At 40.1% G+C, this 16,814-nt stretch carries 23 protein-coding genes; 21 read left to right on the top strand and 2 right to left on the bottom strand.

The window, feature by feature from the left end; translation table 11 throughout:
- The first annotated feature begins 45 nt into the window (after positions 1 to 45).
- The 4 genes from HMPREF9423_RS08780 to HMPREF9423_RS08765 all read left to right on the top strand — a co-directional run bounded on the left by HMPREF9423_RS08780 (position 46) and on the right by HMPREF9423_RS08765 (position 1,398).
- On the top strand, positions 46 to 270 hold the full coding sequence (locus HMPREF9423_RS08780; RefSeq protein WP_006148960.1) for a YqgQ family protein: 225 nt from the start codon (positions 46 to 48) through the stop codon (positions 268 to 270).
- Positions 271 to 275: 5 nt separating this feature from the next.
- Positions 276 to 656 (top strand): rhodanese-like domain-containing protein, encoded by a 381-nt coding sequence (locus tag HMPREF9423_RS08775; protein ID WP_006148959.1) that lies wholly within the window; start codon positions 276 to 278, stop codon positions 654 to 656.
- Positions 657 to 741: 85 nt separating this feature from the next.
- A complete protein-coding gene (locus HMPREF9423_RS08770; protein WP_004251438.1) occupies positions 742 to 969 on the top strand; it encodes a hypothetical protein in 228 nt (75 codons plus the stop codon).
- A 201-nt stretch (positions 970 to 1,170) separates the two neighbouring features.
- A complete protein-coding gene (locus tag HMPREF9423_RS08765) occupies positions 1,171 to 1,398 on the top strand; it encodes a hypothetical protein (protein ID WP_004251438.1) in 228 nt (75 codons plus the stop codon).
- A gap of 39 nt (positions 1,399 to 1,437) precedes the next feature.
- Here the strand turns inward: HMPREF9423_RS08765 and HMPREF9423_RS08760 are convergent, their stop codons facing one another.
- The gene (locus tag HMPREF9423_RS08760) at positions 1,438 to 2,163 is read right to left on the bottom strand and encodes a pseudouridine synthase (protein WP_006148958.1); all 726 of its coding nucleotides are present in this window, start codon (positions 2,161 to 2,163) and stop codon (positions 1,438 to 1,440) included.
- A 161-nt stretch (positions 2,164 to 2,324) separates the two neighbouring features.
- Between HMPREF9423_RS08760 and typA the strand changes: the two genes are divergently transcribed.
- Positions 2,325 to 4,166: a translational GTPase TypA gene (gene typA, locus HMPREF9423_RS08755; RefSeq protein WP_006148957.1), complete on the top strand. Its 1,842-nt coding sequence runs from the start codon at positions 2,325 to 2,327 to the stop codon at positions 4,164 to 4,166.
- A gap of 19 nt (positions 4,167 to 4,185) precedes the next feature.
- Positions 4,186 to 4,440, top strand: a complete 255-nt coding sequence (locus HMPREF9423_RS08750) for a DUF3165 family protein (protein WP_006148956.1) — start codon at positions 4,186 to 4,188, stop codon at positions 4,438 to 4,440.
- A gap of 54 nt (positions 4,441 to 4,494) precedes the next feature.
- On the opposite strand, the gene HMPREF9423_RS08745 is transcribed toward HMPREF9423_RS08750, so the two are convergent.
- Entirely contained in the window at positions 4,495 to 5,463 is a 969-nt protein-coding gene (locus tag HMPREF9423_RS08745; RefSeq protein ID WP_006148955.1) for an aromatic acid exporter family protein, read from the bottom strand.
- Positions 5,464 to 5,693: 230 nt separating this feature from the next.
- Here HMPREF9423_RS08745 and HMPREF9423_RS08740 point away from each other — a divergent pair, with 230 nt between their 5' ends.
- From HMPREF9423_RS08740 to rpoZ, 15 genes are all read left to right on the top strand, one after another.
- Positions 5,694 to 6,260 (top strand): mechanosensitive ion channel family protein, encoded by a 567-nt coding sequence (locus HMPREF9423_RS08740; RefSeq protein ID WP_006155512.1) that lies wholly within the window; start codon positions 5,694 to 5,696, stop codon positions 6,258 to 6,260.
- A gap of 51 nt (positions 6,261 to 6,311) precedes the next feature.
- The gene (locus tag HMPREF9423_RS08735; RefSeq protein ID WP_006148953.1) at positions 6,312 to 7,217 is read left to right on the top strand and encodes a magnesium transporter CorA family protein; all 906 of its coding nucleotides are present in this window, start codon (positions 6,312 to 6,314) and stop codon (positions 7,215 to 7,217) included.
- Positions 7,218 to 7,233: 16 nt separating this feature from the next.
- On the top strand, positions 7,234 to 7,761 hold the full coding sequence (locus HMPREF9423_RS08730) for a YqeG family HAD IIIA-type phosphatase (RefSeq protein ID WP_006148952.1): 528 nt from the start codon (positions 7,234 to 7,236) through the stop codon (positions 7,759 to 7,761).
- Between the two features lie 2 nt (positions 7,762 to 7,763).
- Positions 7,764 to 8,870, top strand: coding sequence for a ribosome biogenesis GTPase YqeH (gene yqeH, locus HMPREF9423_RS08725; RefSeq protein WP_006148951.1), 1,107 nt, complete (start codon positions 7,764 to 7,766; stop codon positions 8,868 to 8,870).
- A 209-nt stretch (positions 8,871 to 9,079) separates the two neighbouring features.
- The gene (gene yhbY, locus HMPREF9423_RS08720) at positions 9,080 to 9,391 is read left to right on the top strand and encodes a ribosome assembly RNA-binding protein YhbY (RefSeq protein WP_000060171.1); all 312 of its coding nucleotides are present in this window, start codon (positions 9,080 to 9,082) and stop codon (positions 9,389 to 9,391) included.
- A 49-nt stretch (positions 9,392 to 9,440) separates the two neighbouring features.
- The gene (locus HMPREF9423_RS08715) at positions 9,441 to 10,070 is read left to right on the top strand and encodes a nicotinate-nucleotide adenylyltransferase (protein WP_004251404.1); all 630 of its coding nucleotides are present in this window, start codon (positions 9,441 to 9,443) and stop codon (positions 10,068 to 10,070) included.
- Positions 10,070 to 10,663 (top strand): bis(5'-nucleosyl)-tetraphosphatase (symmetrical) YqeK, encoded by a 594-nt coding sequence (gene yqeK / locus HMPREF9423_RS08710; protein ID WP_006148950.1) that lies wholly within the window; start codon positions 10,070 to 10,072, stop codon positions 10,661 to 10,663. The genes HMPREF9423_RS08715 and yqeK overlap by 1 nt, the downstream gene beginning before the upstream one ends.
- Positions 10,664 to 11,017, top strand: coding sequence for a ribosome silencing factor (rsfS, locus tag HMPREF9423_RS08705; RefSeq protein WP_006148949.1), 354 nt, complete (start codon positions 10,664 to 10,666; stop codon positions 11,015 to 11,017).
- A 95-nt stretch (positions 11,018 to 11,112) separates the two neighbouring features.
- Complete coding sequence (locus HMPREF9423_RS08700) at positions 11,113 to 11,547, top strand: hypothetical protein (RefSeq protein ID WP_006148948.1); 435 nt, start codon at positions 11,113 to 11,115, stop codon at positions 11,545 to 11,547.
- 6 nt (positions 11,548 to 11,553) lie between these two features.
- A complete protein-coding gene (locus HMPREF9423_RS08695; protein ID WP_006148947.1) occupies positions 11,554 to 12,294 on the top strand; it encodes a class I SAM-dependent DNA methyltransferase in 741 nt (246 codons plus the stop codon).
- Positions 12,295 to 12,303: 9 nt separating this feature from the next.
- Entirely contained in the window at positions 12,304 to 12,696 is a 393-nt protein-coding gene (locus HMPREF9423_RS08690) for a hypothetical protein (RefSeq protein WP_006153606.1), read from the top strand.
- 14 nt (positions 12,697 to 12,710) lie between these two features.
- Complete coding sequence (locus HMPREF9423_RS08685) at positions 12,711 to 13,808, top strand: nucleotidyltransferase (protein WP_006148945.1); 1,098 nt, start codon at positions 12,711 to 12,713, stop codon at positions 13,806 to 13,808.
- A gap of 216 nt (positions 13,809 to 14,024) precedes the next feature.
- Positions 14,025 to 15,638: a ribonuclease Y gene (locus HMPREF9423_RS08680; RefSeq protein WP_006148944.1), complete on the top strand. Its 1,614-nt coding sequence runs from the start codon at positions 14,025 to 14,027 to the stop codon at positions 15,636 to 15,638.
- A gap of 136 nt (positions 15,639 to 15,774) precedes the next feature.
- Complete coding sequence (gene gmk / locus HMPREF9423_RS08675; RefSeq protein WP_000775049.1) at positions 15,775 to 16,401, top strand: guanylate kinase; 627 nt, start codon at positions 15,775 to 15,777, stop codon at positions 16,399 to 16,401.
- Positions 16,402 to 16,425: 24 nt separating this feature from the next.
- Positions 16,426 to 16,740: a DNA-directed RNA polymerase subunit omega gene (gene rpoZ, locus HMPREF9423_RS08670; RefSeq protein ID WP_006148943.1), complete on the top strand. Its 315-nt coding sequence runs from the start codon at positions 16,426 to 16,428 to the stop codon at positions 16,738 to 16,740.
- Positions 16,741 to 16,814 lie beyond the last annotated feature (74 nt).

The following is a 16,814-nucleotide window of genomic DNA, read 5'->3' as shown; positions in this document are numbered from 1 at the left end:
AATCCTCCAAGGGAACTATTGAAAAAATTCTGATTTTTTGCTAAAATGAAAGCTATGAAAACACTCTATGATGTGCAACAATTTCTCAAACAGTTCGGCATTCTTGTCTATATGGGCAAACGCCTCTATGATATTGAACTAATGAAGATTGAACTTTCTCGTATCTATGATGCTGGCTTGATGGATAAGCTGGATTATCTTGAAGCAGAAGCAATTTTGCGTAGAGAGCACAAACTAGAATTAGACTATTTAGAAAAAAATGGAGATTAGATATTATGGTAACTTGGGTATTATGGGGACTTGTAGTGGCGATGTTGGCATGGATGGGATACAACTATCTTCGTATTCGCCGTGCAGCAAAAATTGTAGACAATGCAGAATTTGAATCTTTGATTCGTACAGGTCAGCTAATTGACTTGCGTGACCCAGCTGACTTCCACAGAAAACATATCCTCGGAGCTCGTAATATTCCTTCAAATCAATTGAAGACAAGTCTTGCAGCTCTTCGCAAGGATAAACCTGTCCTTCTATATGAAAACCAACGTGCGCAACGTGTAACCAATGCAGCACTTTTCTTGAAAAAACAAGGTTTCTCAGAAATTTATATCCTTTCTTACGGATTGGATTCTTGGACAGGCAAGGTTAAGACTAGCTAATATTCTGTAAAAAGTTATTGAATTGTAGATAAATCTAGCTTTTTATGATATAATTAATTTGTATTAAATTTAAGGAGTTTTTATTATGCAAGAAAAGAAAAAAGCATCACTTGTTTTAGGTATCCTATCTATCGTCCTTGGTTTGTTATCTCCAATCGTAGGTCTTATTTTGGGTATCATTGGACTTGTTTTGGCTAATTCGCACGAAAAACAATCTGGACTAGTGTATAAAACAGAAAAAATTCTCAATATCGTAGGTATTGTCATTTCTGTACTTAACTGGATTGCAGCCCTCGTAATGATTTTTGGCTAATCAAAAACAAAAAAGCTTTATGTTTAAAGCTTTTTTTGTTTTATGCACTTTTCGTTAAGTGGTTTTTAATCATTTCTAGTTCTTTCTAATTCTTTTTGGCTCAGGGACAGGGTTTCATAGTTCTAAAACTTGTTACCTAATAGATAAAGCTGGTTTGTATGGTATAATGAATGCGTAATAAGTTTAAGGAGATTTTAGAGCATGCAAGAAAAGAAAAAAGCATCACTTGTTTTAGGTATTCTATCTATCGTCCTTGGTTTGTTATCTCCAATCGTAGGTCTTATTTTGGGTATCATTGGACTTGTTTTGGCTAATTCGCACGAAAAACAATCTGGACTAGTGTATAAAACAGAAAAAATTCTCAATATCGTAGGTATTGTCATCTCTGTACTTAACTGGATTGCAGCCCTCGTAATGATTTTTGGCTAATCAAAAACAAAAAAGCTTTATTTTTAAAGCTTTTTTATTTTATTCACTTTTCTCTAAGTAGTTTTTAATAATTTTCAATTCCTCTTGATTCAAGAGTCGGTATTGACCTTCTGCTAGGTCAGGATCTAATAGAAAATCTCCGAACTGAACTCGTTTGAGGGCAGTGACCTTGACACCAACTGAGAGGAACATTTTCTTGACCTGATGAAATTTCCCTTCAGAGATGGTGATGGTGGCTCGGCTGATACTAGGACTTGAAGATAGAATCTCAAGCTGAGCAGGTTTACAAATAGTTCCATCAAGAAAGACAATTCCGTTTTTGAACTGCTGGATGTGATCTGGTGTGAGCAAGCCGTTCACCTCAACTTGATAAGTTTTATCGACATGATATTGAGGGTGGAGAAGTTGAAAACCTAGAGGGCCATTGTTTGTTAAGAGAAGGAGCCCTGTCGTATCTCGATCTAGCCGACCGATAGCATAGACTTGGTCTGATTGGAGGTGTTGAGGTAGTAAGTCCATAACCGTTGGGAGCTTCTTGTCCTTACTTGCTGTCACGACACCATTTGGTTTGTGAAGCATGAGATAGGTGTGCTCATATCCTTGGATTTTTCTACCCTGAAAAATCAACTCTTGCAATCCCGTATCAATATTCTGTGCAAGGGAAATTGCAACTTGTCCATCTACTAAGATTTCTTTTTTTAGGAGAGCCTGTTTCATAGCTTTTCGACTGATTTTTTCCTGGGCTAATAAATTATCTAAACGCATACCAGCCTATCTTATCACAAGTCGGGATTTTTGAAAAGAAAAGATAAGTCATGAATTTTCTTTTGAAAACATTTACACTTACTTGAGTTAAGTCATTTGCTTAAAATTGTGGTATAATTGCTCAGTTAGAAAATAAATTTTTGAATATAACAGAGGAAATCATGACAAAATTAAGAGAAGATATCCGTAATATCGCGATTATCGCCCACGTCGACCACGGGAAAACAACCCTCGTTGACGAATTATTAAAACAATCTGAAACTCTTGATGCGCGTACAGAATTAGCTGAACGTGCAATGGACTCAAACGATATTGAAAAAGAGCGTGGAATTACCATCCTTGCGAAGAATACAGCAGTTGCCTACAACGGAACTCGTATCAATATCATGGACACACCAGGACACGCGGACTTCGGTGGAGAAGTTGAACGTATCATGAAAATGGTTGATGGTGTAGTCTTAGTAGTGGATTCTTACGAAGGTACTATGCCTCAAACTCGTTTCGTATTGAAAAAAGCTTTGGAACAAGACCTTGTCCCAATCGTTGTTATCAATAAAATTGACAAACCATCAGCTCGTCCAGCAGAAGTAGTGGATGAAGTTTTGGAACTCTTCATCGAGCTTGGTGCAGATGATGATCAGCTTGACTTCCCAGTAGTCTATGCTTCAGCAATCAACGGAACATCTTCATTGTCAGATGATCCAGCCGACCAAGAAAAGACTATGGCGCCAATCTTTGATACCATTATTGATCACATTCCAGCTCCAATCGATAACTCAGATGAGCCACTTCAATTCCAAGTGTCACTCTTGGACTACAATGATTTCGTTGGTCGTATCGGTATCGGACGTGTCTTCCGTGGTACAGTTAAGGTTGGGGACCAAGTTACTCTTTCTAAATTGGATGGTACAACTAAGAACTTCCGTGTTACAAAACTCTTTGGTTTCTTTGGTTTGGAACGTCGTGAAATCCAAGAAGCTAAGGCTGGTGACTTGATTGCCGTATCAGGTATGGAAGACATCTTCGTTGGGGAAACAATCACTCCAACAGATGCAGTTGAAGCTCTTCCAGTTCTTCACATCGACGAACCTACTCTTCAAATGACCTTCTTGGTTAACAACTCACCATTTGCTGGTCGCGAAGGTAAATGGGTGACTTCTCGTAAGGTTGAAGAACGTTTGCAAGCAGAATTACAAACAGACGTATCTCTTCGTGTAGATCCAACAGACTCACCAGATAAATGGACAGTTTCAGGACGTGGGGAATTGCACTTGTCAATCCTCATCGAGACTATGCGTCGTGAAGGTTATGAGCTTCAAGTATCTCGTCCAGAAGTTATCGTCAAAGAAATCGATGGTGTGAAGTGTGAGCCATTTGAGCGCGTGCAAATCGACACACCAGAAGAATACCAAGGATCTGTTATCCAAAGCCTTTCTGAACGTAAGGGTGAAATGTTGGATATGATTGCAACAGGTAACGGTCAAACTCGTTTGGTCTTCCTAGTTCCTGCGCGTGGTTTGATTGGATACTCAACTGAGTTCTTGTCAATGACTCGTGGTTACGGGATCATGAACCATACCTTCGATCAATACTTGCCATTGATTCCAGGGGAAATTGGTGGACGTCACCGTGGTGCCCTTGTTTCGATCGATGCTGGTAAGGCTACAACTTACTCTATCATGTCTATCGAAGAACGTGGTACTATCTTTGTTAACCCAGGTACTGAGGTTTACGAAGGAATGATCATCGGTGAAAACTCTCGTGAAAATGACTTGACTGTTAATATCACGAAAGCAAAACAAATGACTAACGTTCGTTCTGCTACTAAGGACCAAACAGCGGTTATCAAAACTCCTCGTATCTTGACTCTTGAAGAATCACTTGAGTTCTTGAACGACGATGAGTACATGGAAGTAACGCCTGAATCGATTCGTTTGCGTAAACAAATCCTTAACAAGGCAGAGCGTGAGAAAGCAAACAAAAAGAAAAAATCAGCTGAATAAGAGCTAGAAAGAGATAAAGATGGTCTATTTAATCATAGGGATACTCTTATTACTACTCTATGTATTTGCGACACCTCAAAGTATCAAGGGGACGGTCAATGTTGTAATATTAGTCTTTGGACTTGTTGCCCTCGTAATCTTGTTGCTCTTGTCTGCCCTACAGATTTTCCAACTTCCAGCAGAAATCTTTATTACATTGGGAATGCTGGCTCTTACTTACTTTAGTTTGAGAGATATCAGTCTCATATCGATTCGAAAGAAGCGCGAAAATTAAATCTATTCATAACAAAAAAACTTCTATCAGCAACTGAGTTGCCGATAGAAGTTTTTATTTGTTACTGTTTTTGTCAGAATAACGGTTGTAGAAATCTACTTTTATCTGGATAAAATGCTCTAATTCACGAAAGAGTTGTAGAAGCGTAGCCCGTGTCTCAAACTCTTCTCTAGTTTTAGGGAGAGAACGATTGCGAAACACCTCTAGGTAGCTCTCAATATCATTCAATAAGTTATAGGCTGGATTGGTTTGACTCAATTGACTAGCTGTTTTTGAAAAGAGCTGAGCGACAATCAAACTCTCACTAGCGGCTAGTTGGCATGTGTTGATCTGTTGAGCCATATTTCTTAAGATACGCGTTTGTCTTTGTCGCATCTCAAAGTAGTGAATATGATAATCTGTCTGGTGAAAGAGATGGTCAGAGTGATCGAGGTAAACTAACTTAAGAGCATCCTCAAGTAGTTGATCAAGTTCGTTGACTAGTTGAGCCTGATTACGGCCATCTCCTCTTTTCAGATAGTAAGAAAGCCGTAGAAGAACATCCCTGAGTTTTTCTTCAACAAGACTATGATAAAGCTGAATCTCTTTTTGACGTGAAGGCATATAGAGATTGACTAGAAGAGCAAAACTGGTACCGATGAGGAAAAGGAGCATTTCGTTAAATAACAGCTCGGGAGAAGTTGATTGCTGGACTAAAAGGTGACTAACAAGGACGCTACTAGGAGTGATTCCGATTTCCCAACCCAGTTTATAGGCAAGGGGAACATAGACTGCTAAGTAAAGTCCAAAGCTCCAGATATGATAGCCAGTCAGTTGGAAAGCTATAACACCAACTAAGAGAGCTAGAAGAGTTGAAAAAAGACGATTGCGGGCTAGCTTGATCGTGCTTCTTCGAGTATCAGAAAGACTCAAGATGGCAATGATACCAGCTGAAACAGCTGATGACAAATCAAAAAAGTAAGCTAGTAAACAAGCAAAACAAGTTGCTAGGACTAGTTTAAGAGTGCGTTGTGTGATAGACATAGAATACTTTCCTTGAGATAAATGCTTTAAAGTTTTGGTAGTAGATGAGGTAGAAAGGTCTATTCCAAGAGAGTTATTGAGAAAATAATTTGTTCTCCATGTAGTGGTTTGATTATAGTATAAATATGTTTTGAAATCAAGTGAATCTAATAATAGTATAGGCAGAATGAATATTTACCAAGCTGGTTCAGATATCGTTTTATGGTATAATGTTAGGAAAGGAGCTTACTATGCCAACATTTATTCAAAATTATATCGATAAGTTAAATATCAGCAGTATTCTAGAAGAGTTGTTTTCAAAATCAGTCTCTCTAGTCCTTCTTTTTATTGTCTTTTATATCGTTAAAATAATTCTCCATCAAGTTGTGAAAAGAGTCGTTAAACCATCCTTAAAATTTTCCCAGAAAGATGAGGCGCGCCAAAAGACAATTTCTAGATTGATTGAAAATATTTTGAACTACACTCTCTATTTCTTTTTACTCTACTTTGTTTTATCTACTCTAGGCTTACCTGTATCAAGTCTACTGGCAGGTGCTGGGATTGCTGGGGTGGCAATAGGGATGGGGGCTCAAGGCTTTTTATCGGATGTGGTTAATGGCTTTTTCATCCTCTTTGAACGCCAGTTAGATGTTGGAGATCAAGTTGAGTTTACGAATGGACCGATTACAATCTCTGGTAAGGTTGTGAGTGTCGGTATTCGTACGACTCAACTGCGCAGTGAGGATGAAGTCCTTCACTTTGTTCCCAATAGAAGTATCACGGTTGTCAGCAATTTTTCAAGGAAAGAAGAGAACTGAAATTTTACCTCTTTTATGGTACAATAGAAAGAGTTTGGTAAAGGAGAAACGATGTTTTTAGATGAGCAATTAGGAAATGGTTGTGTCTGGATCAATCTAGATGTAGAAAAAATTAAAAATCTTGAAGATTTATCTGAAATCTACGGATTGGATAAGGAAACCATCGAATATGCGCTGGATAAAAATGAACGTGCCCATATGGATTACAACCGTGAGAATGGGACTGTGACCTTTATCTACAATGTTCTGGACTTAGAAAAAGACAAGGATTACTATGAAGCGATTCCCATGACCTTTATCGTTGAAAACAAACGAATGATTACCATCAGCAACCATAAGAATGCTTATGTCATTGATCAGATGTTAGCTTATCTGGATAGCCATGAGTCGATTTCTATTTACAAATTTCTTTTTGCTAGTCTAGAAATCATTAGTAACGCCTATTATCCAATCATTGAAAAGATGGATAAGAGTAAAGATGAAGTCAACAGCTTACTTCGTCAGAGAACAACCAAGAAAAATCTCTTTGCTCTTTCCGACTTGGAGACTGGTATGGTTTACTTAACGGCAGCGGCAAAACAAAATCGACTCCTCTTGGAACATATCCAGAGCCATGCTCTTTATCGGAGATTTAATGATGTCGAACGAGAGCAGTTTGATGATGCCATGATTGAAGCCCATCAGTTGGTGTCTATGACAGACTTGATTTCTCAAGTCTTGCAACAACTCTCTTCTTCTTACAACAACATCCTAAACAATAACCTGAATGATAGTTTGACAATTTTGACTATTATCTCCGTTTTACTAGCAGTACTTGCGGTTATTACAGGTTTCTTCGGAATGAATGTTCCTCTACCATTTACAGAAGAGCCAAATGCTTGGATTTATATCTTAATGGCTAGCTTGATTTTATGGGCAGCCTTATCTCAATGGCTGAAGAAAATTACTAGAAAATAAAAGAGAAGGAGCCAGAATGGCGATTGAAAATTACATGCCAGACTTTGCTGTAGAAGCAGTTTATGATTTGACAGTCCAAAGCCTGAAAAACCAAGGGATCAAAGCTGTTTTGGTGGATTTGGACAACACTCTGATTGCTTGGAATAATCCTGATGGGACTCCAGAGATGAAGCAATGGTTACATGACCTTCGTGATGCAGGTATTCGCATTATCGTAGTATCTAACAACTCTAAAAAAAGAGTTCAACGTGCGGTTGAAAAATTTGGGATTGACTATGTTTATTGGGCTTTGAAGCCCTTTACTTTCGGGATTGACCGCGCCATGAAGGAATTCCACTATGAGAAAAACGAAGTGGTCATGGTTGGAGATCAGCTCATGACGGATATTCGAGCGGCTCACCGTGCTGGGATTCGTTCGATTTTGGTCAAGCCCTTAGTTCAGCATGACTCTATCAAAACACAGATTAACCGCGCTCGTGAGCGTCGTGTCATAAAACAAATCACTGAAAAGTACGGGCCTATCACATATAAAAAAGGAATCTAACTATGGAAGAAATTCTCTGTATTGGCTGTGGAGCAACCATTCAGACGACAGATAAGACCGGTCTAGGCTTTACGCCTCAGTCAGCACTCGAAAAAGGTTTGGAAACTGGTGAAGTTTATTGTCAACGTTGTTTCCGTCTTCGTCATTACAATGAAATCACAGATGTGCAACTGACGGATGATGATTTCCTCAAACTCTTGCACGAGGTGGGAGACAGTGATGCCTTGGTGGTCAATGTTATTGATATCTTTGACTTTAATGGCTCTGTTATCCCAGGCTTGCCTCGTTTTGTATCAGGAAATGATGTTCTCTTGGTTGGAAATAAAAAAGACATCCTTCCTAAGTCTGTTAAGCCTGGTAAGATTAGTCAATGGCTCATGGAACGTGCCCACGAAGAAGGTCTACGTCTTGTTGATGTCGTCTTGACTTCAGCCCAAAACAAGCATGCTATCAAGGAAGTCATTGATAAAATTGAGCACTATCGTAAGGGTCGTGACGTCTATGTAGTTGGGGTTACCAATGTTGGGAAATCAACTCTTATCAATGCTATTATCCAGGAAATTACGGGTGACCAGAACGTCATCACAACATCACGTTTCCCAGGGACAACCTTGGACAAGATTGAGATTCCACTTGATGATGGTTCTTATATCTATGATACACCGGGAATTATTCATCGTCATCAGATGGCCCACTACTTGACGGCCAAAAACCTCAAGTATGTCAGTCCTAAAAAGGAAATCAAACCTAAAACCTACCAGCTCAATCCTGAGCAAACCCTCTTTTTAGGAGGTTTGGGACGATTTGATTTCATTGCAGGAGAAAAGCAAGGTTTCACAGCTTTCTTTGATAATGAACTCAAACTTCATCGTACCAAGCTTGAAGGAGCTAGTGCTTTCTACGACAAGCACCTTGGAACCCTTCTTACACCACCAAATAGCAAGGAAAAAGAAGATTTTCCAAAACTGGTCCAACATGTCTTTACTATCAAGGATAAGACAGACCTCGTTATCTCAGGACTAGGCTGGATTCGTGTAACAGGAAGTGCCAAAGTAGCCGTCTGGGCACCAGAAGGCGTCGCAGTCGTCACACGAAAAGCAATTATTTAAAATAAAATCACTGAGCGAACAAAGTGAGCTCATGTAGAGATAGTTATTGCCGTGGTGTGATTGCCAATCTATAGATTGGCAAGGGGCACAATTGAGACCTAGGCTCAATTGTGAGGTCTGGAAATCCATTTTTCAAAGATGAAATCTTTGGGAAATTAGTTCCGACCGTCCCCCACCACCTAAAATAACTATCAAAAAAGGAAGAAAATATGTCATTAACATCGAAACAACGTGCCTTCCTCAACAGCCAGGCACACACCCTCAAACCCATCATCCAAATCGGGAAAAATGGACTCAACGACCAAATCAAAACCAGCGTTCGTCAGGCACTTGACGCCCGCGAATTGATCAAGGTTACTCTCTTACAAAACACAGATGAAAACATCCACGAAGTAGCTGAAATCTTGGAAGAAGAAATCGGTGTGGATACAGTCCAAAAAATCGGTCGTATCTTGATTTTGTATAAGCAATCAAGCAAGAAAGAAAATCGCAAGATCTCTAAAAAAGTTAAAGAAATCTAAAAATATACTCCCAAACTGTATTTTACAGAAGATTAAAGGAGATTAGCCTATGGCAATCGAATTATTAACTCCCTTTACAAAAGTGGAGTTAGAGCCAGAAATCAAGGATAAAAAACGTAAGCAAGTTGGAATCTTAGGGGGAAATTTTAACCCTGTTCACAACGCCCACCTGATCGTGGCAGACCAAGTGCGCCAACAGTTGGGATTGGATCAAGTTCTGCTCATGCCTGAATACCAACCACCTCACGTAGACAAAAAGGAAACCATTTCTGAACACCACCGCCTCAAGATGCTTGAATTGGCTATCGATGGAATCGAAGGTTTAGCTATTGAGACCATTGAGCTAGAGCGCAAGGGAATTTCCTACACCTACGACACCATGAAGATTTTGACAGAGAAGAATCCAGATACAGATTATTACTTTATCATCGGTGCTGACATGGTAGACTATCTGCCTAAGTGGTATAGAATTGATGAACTGGTTGATCTCGTTCAGTTTGTAGGGGTTCAGCGTCCGCGTTACAAGGCAGGGACTTCTTATCCAGTCATCTGGGTGGATGTGCCTCTCATGGATATTTCATCCAGTATGGTGCGTGATTTCATCGCCCAAGGTCGCACCCCTAACTTTCTCTTGCCAAAACCAGTGCTAGACTATATTGAGAAAGAGGGGCTTTACTGATGGCATACCAAGACTATATCAACTGTTCGCGTGAAGAATTGTTGGAAAAAATGGCAGAGCTCCTACCTGAAAAACGTCTAACCCATTGTCTGGGTGTAGAGCGTGCAGCCATAGAATTGGCTCAGCGCTTTGGTGTGGATAGTGAGAAAGCAGGTCTAGCAGGCCTCCTTCATGACTATGCCAAGAAGCTGTCAGATCAAGAGTTTTTAGACTTGATAGATCGTTATCAACTAGATCCAGACCTTAAAAACTGGGGCAATAATGTCTGGCATGGCATGGTCGGGATCTGCAAGATTCAGGAAGATTTGGATTTGAAAGATTCTGAAATCCTACGAGCTATTGAAATCCATACAGTCGGAGCTGGTCAGATGACGGACCTTGATAAGGTTATCTACGTCGCAGACTACATCGAGCATAATCGTGCCTTTCCAGGGGTGGACCAGGCGCGTGAGATTGCAAGTATGTCACTCAATAAGGCGGTAGCCTATGAAACAGCTCGCACTGTGGAACATTTGGCTCGCCAGGGATTGCCTATCTATCCCCAAACCCTTGAAACCTATAACGCCTATGTGCACTATTTGAAAGAGGACTAAATGAACGAAAAAGAATTACTAGAACTAGTCGTGAAAGCGGCTGATGAAAAACGTGCGGAGGATATCCTCGCACTTGATGTACAAGAATTGACCAGTGTAACAGACTATTTTGTTATCACGAGCTCTATGAATAGCCGTCAATTGGACGCTATCGCTGAAAATATCCGTGAAAAAGTAGCTCAAGCTGGCTTTAAAGGTAGTCACGTTGAAGGTGATGCAGCTGGAGGCTGGGTCTTGCTAGACCTTGGTGGAGTCGTTGTGCATATCTTCTCAGAAGAAATGCGTGCCCACTATAACCTAGAAAAACTATGGCATGAGGCGGATTCAGTAGATATTTCAGAAGCCTTAGCATAGTAGATGAACTATATCTTAGTATCGACTTTTTTTAGATTTGGCTCAGTCAACTTATTGACTGGGCTATTTTCGGGAGAATGAATTGGAATTTATAAATGAATAGAAAAAATAAATTAAGAGTACAATATTTTAAGAAGCACAATATAGATGAGAAGTATAATACAATCGAAAATGAAATTCACCATATTATTGAATGGAATGAAGCAGAAAAGGGTTTAGTTTCAAAACAAGAGGTGGACAGTATAGGAAATTTATTGCTCATCAGCAAGAATAAACATACTATTATCACGGCTAAAACTAATCAATTCAGAGAGTCAAATATTGGACAAGTTAGAAAAGAACCGCCTCGCAAGTATTATAAGGTTAAATATACTGAATTAAGCAATATGCTAACTTTAATAAATATAAATAATGATACTGAAACAATTGATTTAAAAATAGGAAAAGATGTTTTTTTATGTAAGAATATGATTCCTAATATATTAGAAGTGAATGAACAACTATTAAAGAAATATTTTAAAAGTGAGTAAAAAATTATGGCGACTTATGAAACGTTTGCAGCGGTCTATGATGCAGTTATGGATGATAGTTTATACGACAAATGGACGGACTTTTCCCTCCGTCATCTGCCTAAGACTAAGGAAAGAAAGAGACTCTTGGAATTGGCTTGTGGGACAGGAATTCAGTCTGTACGCTTTTCCCAAGCTGGTTTTGATGTGACTGGACTTGACTTGAGTGCGGATATGTTGAAGATTGCTGAAAAGAGAGCGGCTTCAGCCAAGCAAAAGATTGATTTTATTGAAGGCAATATGCTGGATTTATCCAAGGCTGGTAAATACGACTTTGTGACTTGTTATTCGGATTCAATCTGCTATATGCAGGACGAGGTGGAAGTAGGGGATGTCTTTAAAGAAGTCTATAATGCTCTCAATGAGGACGGGGTCTTCATCTTTGATGTGCATTCGACCTACCAGACAGATGAGGTCTTTCCTGGCTATTCCTATCATGAAAATGCCGAAGACTTTGCCATGCTCTGGGATACCTACGAGGATGCAGCACCACATTCTATCGTCCATGAGTTGACTTTCTTTGTCAAGGAAGCAGACGGTTCCTTTAGCCGTCATGATGAAGTGCATGAGGAGCGCACTTACGAGGTCTTGACCTATGATATCTTGTTGGAACAGGCTGGTTTTAAGTCCTTCAAGCTTTATGCTGACTTTGAAGATAAGGATCCAACAGAAACTAGCACCCGTTGGTTTTTCGTCGCGCAGAAGTAGGGGATGGATATGGTTCGATCAAAATATTCTTGGGAAGAAGTTTCGCAGTTTAATCGTATCCGTCAAAATGGAACGCTTTGGGAAAAAGATGGGCAATACTTCTATGTTCAGGAAGAAGGAACCGTGTTTTCAGAGTTAGTCGTTTACGATATGTCTAAGAAGCTTTTTGATATGTTAGTAAATGGAATAAAATCAGAGGATGATATCCGACATATGCTGATGTATGGAACATGGCCAATGACGGTTGCTGGATGCCATAGACCAACTATGTTGATAGCTTATCCTGAGTTACAAAAAAATTATAGCAACGAACAACTGGCAGAAATCCTTCCAGTAGGAGAAAAACAATGGCTTAACTGGAGAGGAAGATTGCCTGAGCGGTATCGTAGATTTCGTCATTAGAAAGGGAGATTACCATGACCATTACAGGTATTATCGCAGAGTTCAATCCTTTTCATAATGGCCACAAATACCTGCTAGAACAGGCGGATGGGGTGAAAATTGTGGCTATGTCTGGGAATTTCATGCAGAGAGGCGAGCCTGCTATCGTGGACAAGTGGACTCGGGCCCAGATGGCACTGGAGAATGGCGCAGACCTGGTAGTAGAATTGCCCTTTTTAGTCAGTGTACAAGCAGCGGATTTCTTTGGACAAGGAGCAGTAGATATCTTGGCGCAGTTAGGAATTGACAGCCTAGCTTTTGGGACAGAGGAAGTTCTAGATTACCAGAAAATTGCTGATTTATATGCAGAACGTGGTCAAGAGATGGAGAATTTTGTGGACAATCTACCTGATTCCCTCTCCTACCCTCAGAAAACGCAAGCTATGTGGAAGGAATTTGCAGGTCTTGATTTTTCGGGTGATACGCCCAATCATGTCTTAGCTCTTGCCTACGCCAAGGCAGTTGCTGGGAGAGATATCAAACTTCATCCAATCAAGCGTCAGGGGGCAGGCTATCATTCGGTGGACAAGGATGTGGACTTTGCTTCGGCGACAGCCATCCGTCAGCACCAAACAGACCAAGATTTCTTAGAACGCTTTATGCCTTCTGTTAATCTCTTTGAAAATGCTAGTAAGGTGAGCTGGGAAGATTATTTTCCACTTTTACGCTATCAAATCTTGTCAAATCCAGATTTAAGTACTATTTATCAGGTCAATCAAGAAATGGCAGTGCGGATCAAGGAAGCCATCAAAATAGCAAAATCTATTGAGGAATTGGTTGAGTTAGTGGCTACCAAACGCTACACCAAGGCGCGTGTGCGACGCCTCTTGACCTATATCTTGGTGCAGGCTAGAGAAAGTGACTTGCCAGAAGCCATTCATGTCCTTGGTTTTACCGAAAAAGGCAGACAACACCTTAAAGTTCTCAAGGAGCAGGTCAATCTCGTCAGCCGTATCGGCAAAGAACCTTGGGATGCTATGACTCAAAAGGCAGACCAAATTTATCAACTGGGACACCCTAGTATCGCAGAACAAAATTTTGGCAGAGTGCCAATCAGAATCGAAACAAACTAAGTCTACTGAAAGGTAGGCTTTTTTTAGTTTTTTGCAAAAAAATTCTTTTAAAAAATAGTTAGGTTTAAGAAGCTTATTTTACTAAGGAAAATGAAGATAATGCTCCTAAAAATAACTAAAACAACTTCCATTTAAGGTTTGTTAAAAATATTTTTTTGTGGTAAAATGTATAAGAATGCATGTCATTCGGATAAACAAATAAATTGAGGTAAAAACATGGAAATTATGGCGATTGTTATAGTTGTTTTTGCCGTCATCATTGGTTTAGTCATTGGATATGTCAGCATCTCAGTCAAGATGAAATCATCACAAGAGGCTGCAGAGTTGATGCTTTTAAATGCTGAACAAGAAGCAACTAATTTACGAGGACAAGCTGAGCGTGAAGCGGATTTATTAATCAATGAAGCTAAAAGCGAAAGCAAATCCCTTAAAAAAGAAGCACTATTGGAGGCTAAAGAAGAAGCCAGAAAATACCGCGAAGAAGTGGACGCTGAATTTAAGTCAGAGCGTCAAGAACTCAAGCAAATCGAAAGTCGTTTGACGGAGAGAGCTACGAGCCTTGACCGTAAAGACGATAATTTGACGAACAAAGAAAAAACACTTGAACAAAAAGAACAAAGTATTTCTGATAGAGCAAAAAACCTTGATGCACGTGAAGAGCAACTAGAGGAAATTGAAAAGCAAAAGCAAGATGAACTAGAGCGTGTCGGAAGTCTGACACAGTCAGAGGCGAAAGATATTATCTTAGCCCAAACAGAAGAAGACTTGACTAAGGAAATTGCTAGTCGCATTCGTGAGGCTGAGCAAGAAGTTAAGGAACGTTCAGATAAGTTAGCCAAGGATATCTTGGCTCAAGCTATGCAGAGAATTGCTGGTGAGTATGTAGCTGAATCTACAAACTCTACGGTTCATCTGCCTGATGATACCATGAAAGGTCGTATCATTGGACGTGAAGGTCGTAACATTCGTACCTTTGAAAGTTTGACAGGGGTTGATGTCATCATTGATGATACGCCAGAAGTGGTAACCTTGTCAGGTTTTGATCCTATCCGCCGTGAGATTGCCCGTATGACGATGGAAACCTTGCTTAAGGATGGACGTATTCACCCAGCTCGTATCGAAGAGTTAGTTGAGAAAAATCGTCTAGAGATTGACAATAAAATCCGTGAATATGGTGAGGCTGCAGCTTATGAAATCGGAGCACCAAACCTTCACCCAGACTTAATGAAAATCATGGGTCGTTTGCAGTTCCGTACTTCATACGGTCAAAATGTCTTGCGTCACTCAATCGAAGTGGCTAAGTTGGCTGGTATCATGGCTAGCGAACTTGGTGAAAATGCAGCCCTTGCCCGTCGTGCGGGATTCCTTCACGATATCGGTAAAGCTATTGACCGTGAGGTGGAAGGTAGCCACGTTGAGATTGGTACTGAATTGGCTCGTAAGTACAAAGAACACCCAGTTGTTATCAATACTATTGCTAGCCACCACGGAGATGTAGAGCCTGAAAGTGTTATTGCAGTTCTTGTTGCTGCAGCGGATGCTCTAAGTGCTGCTCGTCCAGGAGCTCGTAGCGAGTCTCTTGAGAGCTATATCAAACGTCTCCATGACTTAGAGGAGATTGCAAATAGCTTTGAAGGAGTACAAAATAGCTTTGCCCTTCAAGCTGGACGTGAAATCCGTATCATGGTAAATCCAGGTCAAATCAAGGACGACAAAGTCACAATCTTGGCTCACAAAGTTCGTGAGAAAATCGAAAACAATCTCGATTACCCAGGAAATATCAAAGTAACCGTTATTCGTGAACTTCGTGCAGTTGATTATGCAAAATAAATAAGAAAGAGCAGTTGAAAAATTACTGCTTTTTTGTTACACTAGATAGAAAGATTGTAGTAAGCAGAAATGCCTTCACAAAGAGAATTCTGAATGAATTTCTAAGGCATTTCACAAACTATCCAAAGGAGACATCATGGCAGACCGTGGCTTACTAATCGTTTTTTCAGGTCCTTCAGGAGTTGGAAAAGGAACGGTTAGACGAGAAATTTTTGAGAGTTCTGAAAACCAATTCCAATATTCTGTATCTATGACAACGCGGGCGCAACGTCCAGGTGAAGTAGACGGAGTTGACTATTTCTTCCGCACGCGTGAAGAATTTGAAGAATTGATTCGTCAAGGGCAAATGTTAGAGTATGCAGAGTATGTAGGCAACTACTACGGAACTCCTCTGACCTATGTCAATGAAACCCTTGATAAGGGGATTGACGTCTTCCTTGAAATTGAAGTGCAGGGAGCTCTTCAGGTCAAGAAAAAAGTTCCAGATGCAGTCTTTATCTTTTTGACACCACCAGATTTGGAAGAATTGCAAGATCGTCTCGTTGGTCGTGGTACAGATAGCGCAGAAGTGATTGCACAGCGTATTGAAAAAGCCAAAGAAGAAATTGCTTTGATGCGTGAGTATGACTATGCTATTGTCAATGATCATGTTCCTCTTGCCGCAGAACGTGTCAAACGTGTGATTGAAGCAGAACATTTCCGCGTCGATCGTGTCATCGGTCACTACCAGGATATGCTACCAAAGTCTCCAACTATTCGATAAACTATAGAAAACAGGTACAAACAAATGATGCTTAAACCCTCTATTGATACCTTGCTTGACAAGGTACCATCAAAATATTCACTCGTCATCTTGGAAGCAAAACGTGCTCACGAATTAGAAGCTGGAGCAACTCCAACACAAGAATTCAAATCTGAAAAATCTACACTTCGTGCCTTGGAAGAAATTGAATCAGGGAATGTAACCATCCACCCAGATCCAGAAGGGAAACGCGAATCTGTTCGTCGTCGTATCGAAGAAGAAAGACGATTGAGAGAAGAAGAAGAAAAGAAAATCAAAGAGCAAATCGCGAAAGAAAAAGAAGAAGGTGAAAAAATTTAAGGTTGGGGGGACTCAATCTTATTTTTTCTATTGCAAGAATACTCAATCAATTGAAACGATTTAAGTAAAGAAGG

This window comes from Streptococcus infantis ATCC 700779, assembly GCF_000187465.1.
GTDB lineage: Bacteria > Bacillota > Bacilli > Lactobacillales > Streptococcaceae > Streptococcus > Streptococcus infantis.
The sequence above is the reverse complement of the archived record's forward strand: the minus strand, read 5'-3'. Positions and strand labels throughout refer to the sequence as shown.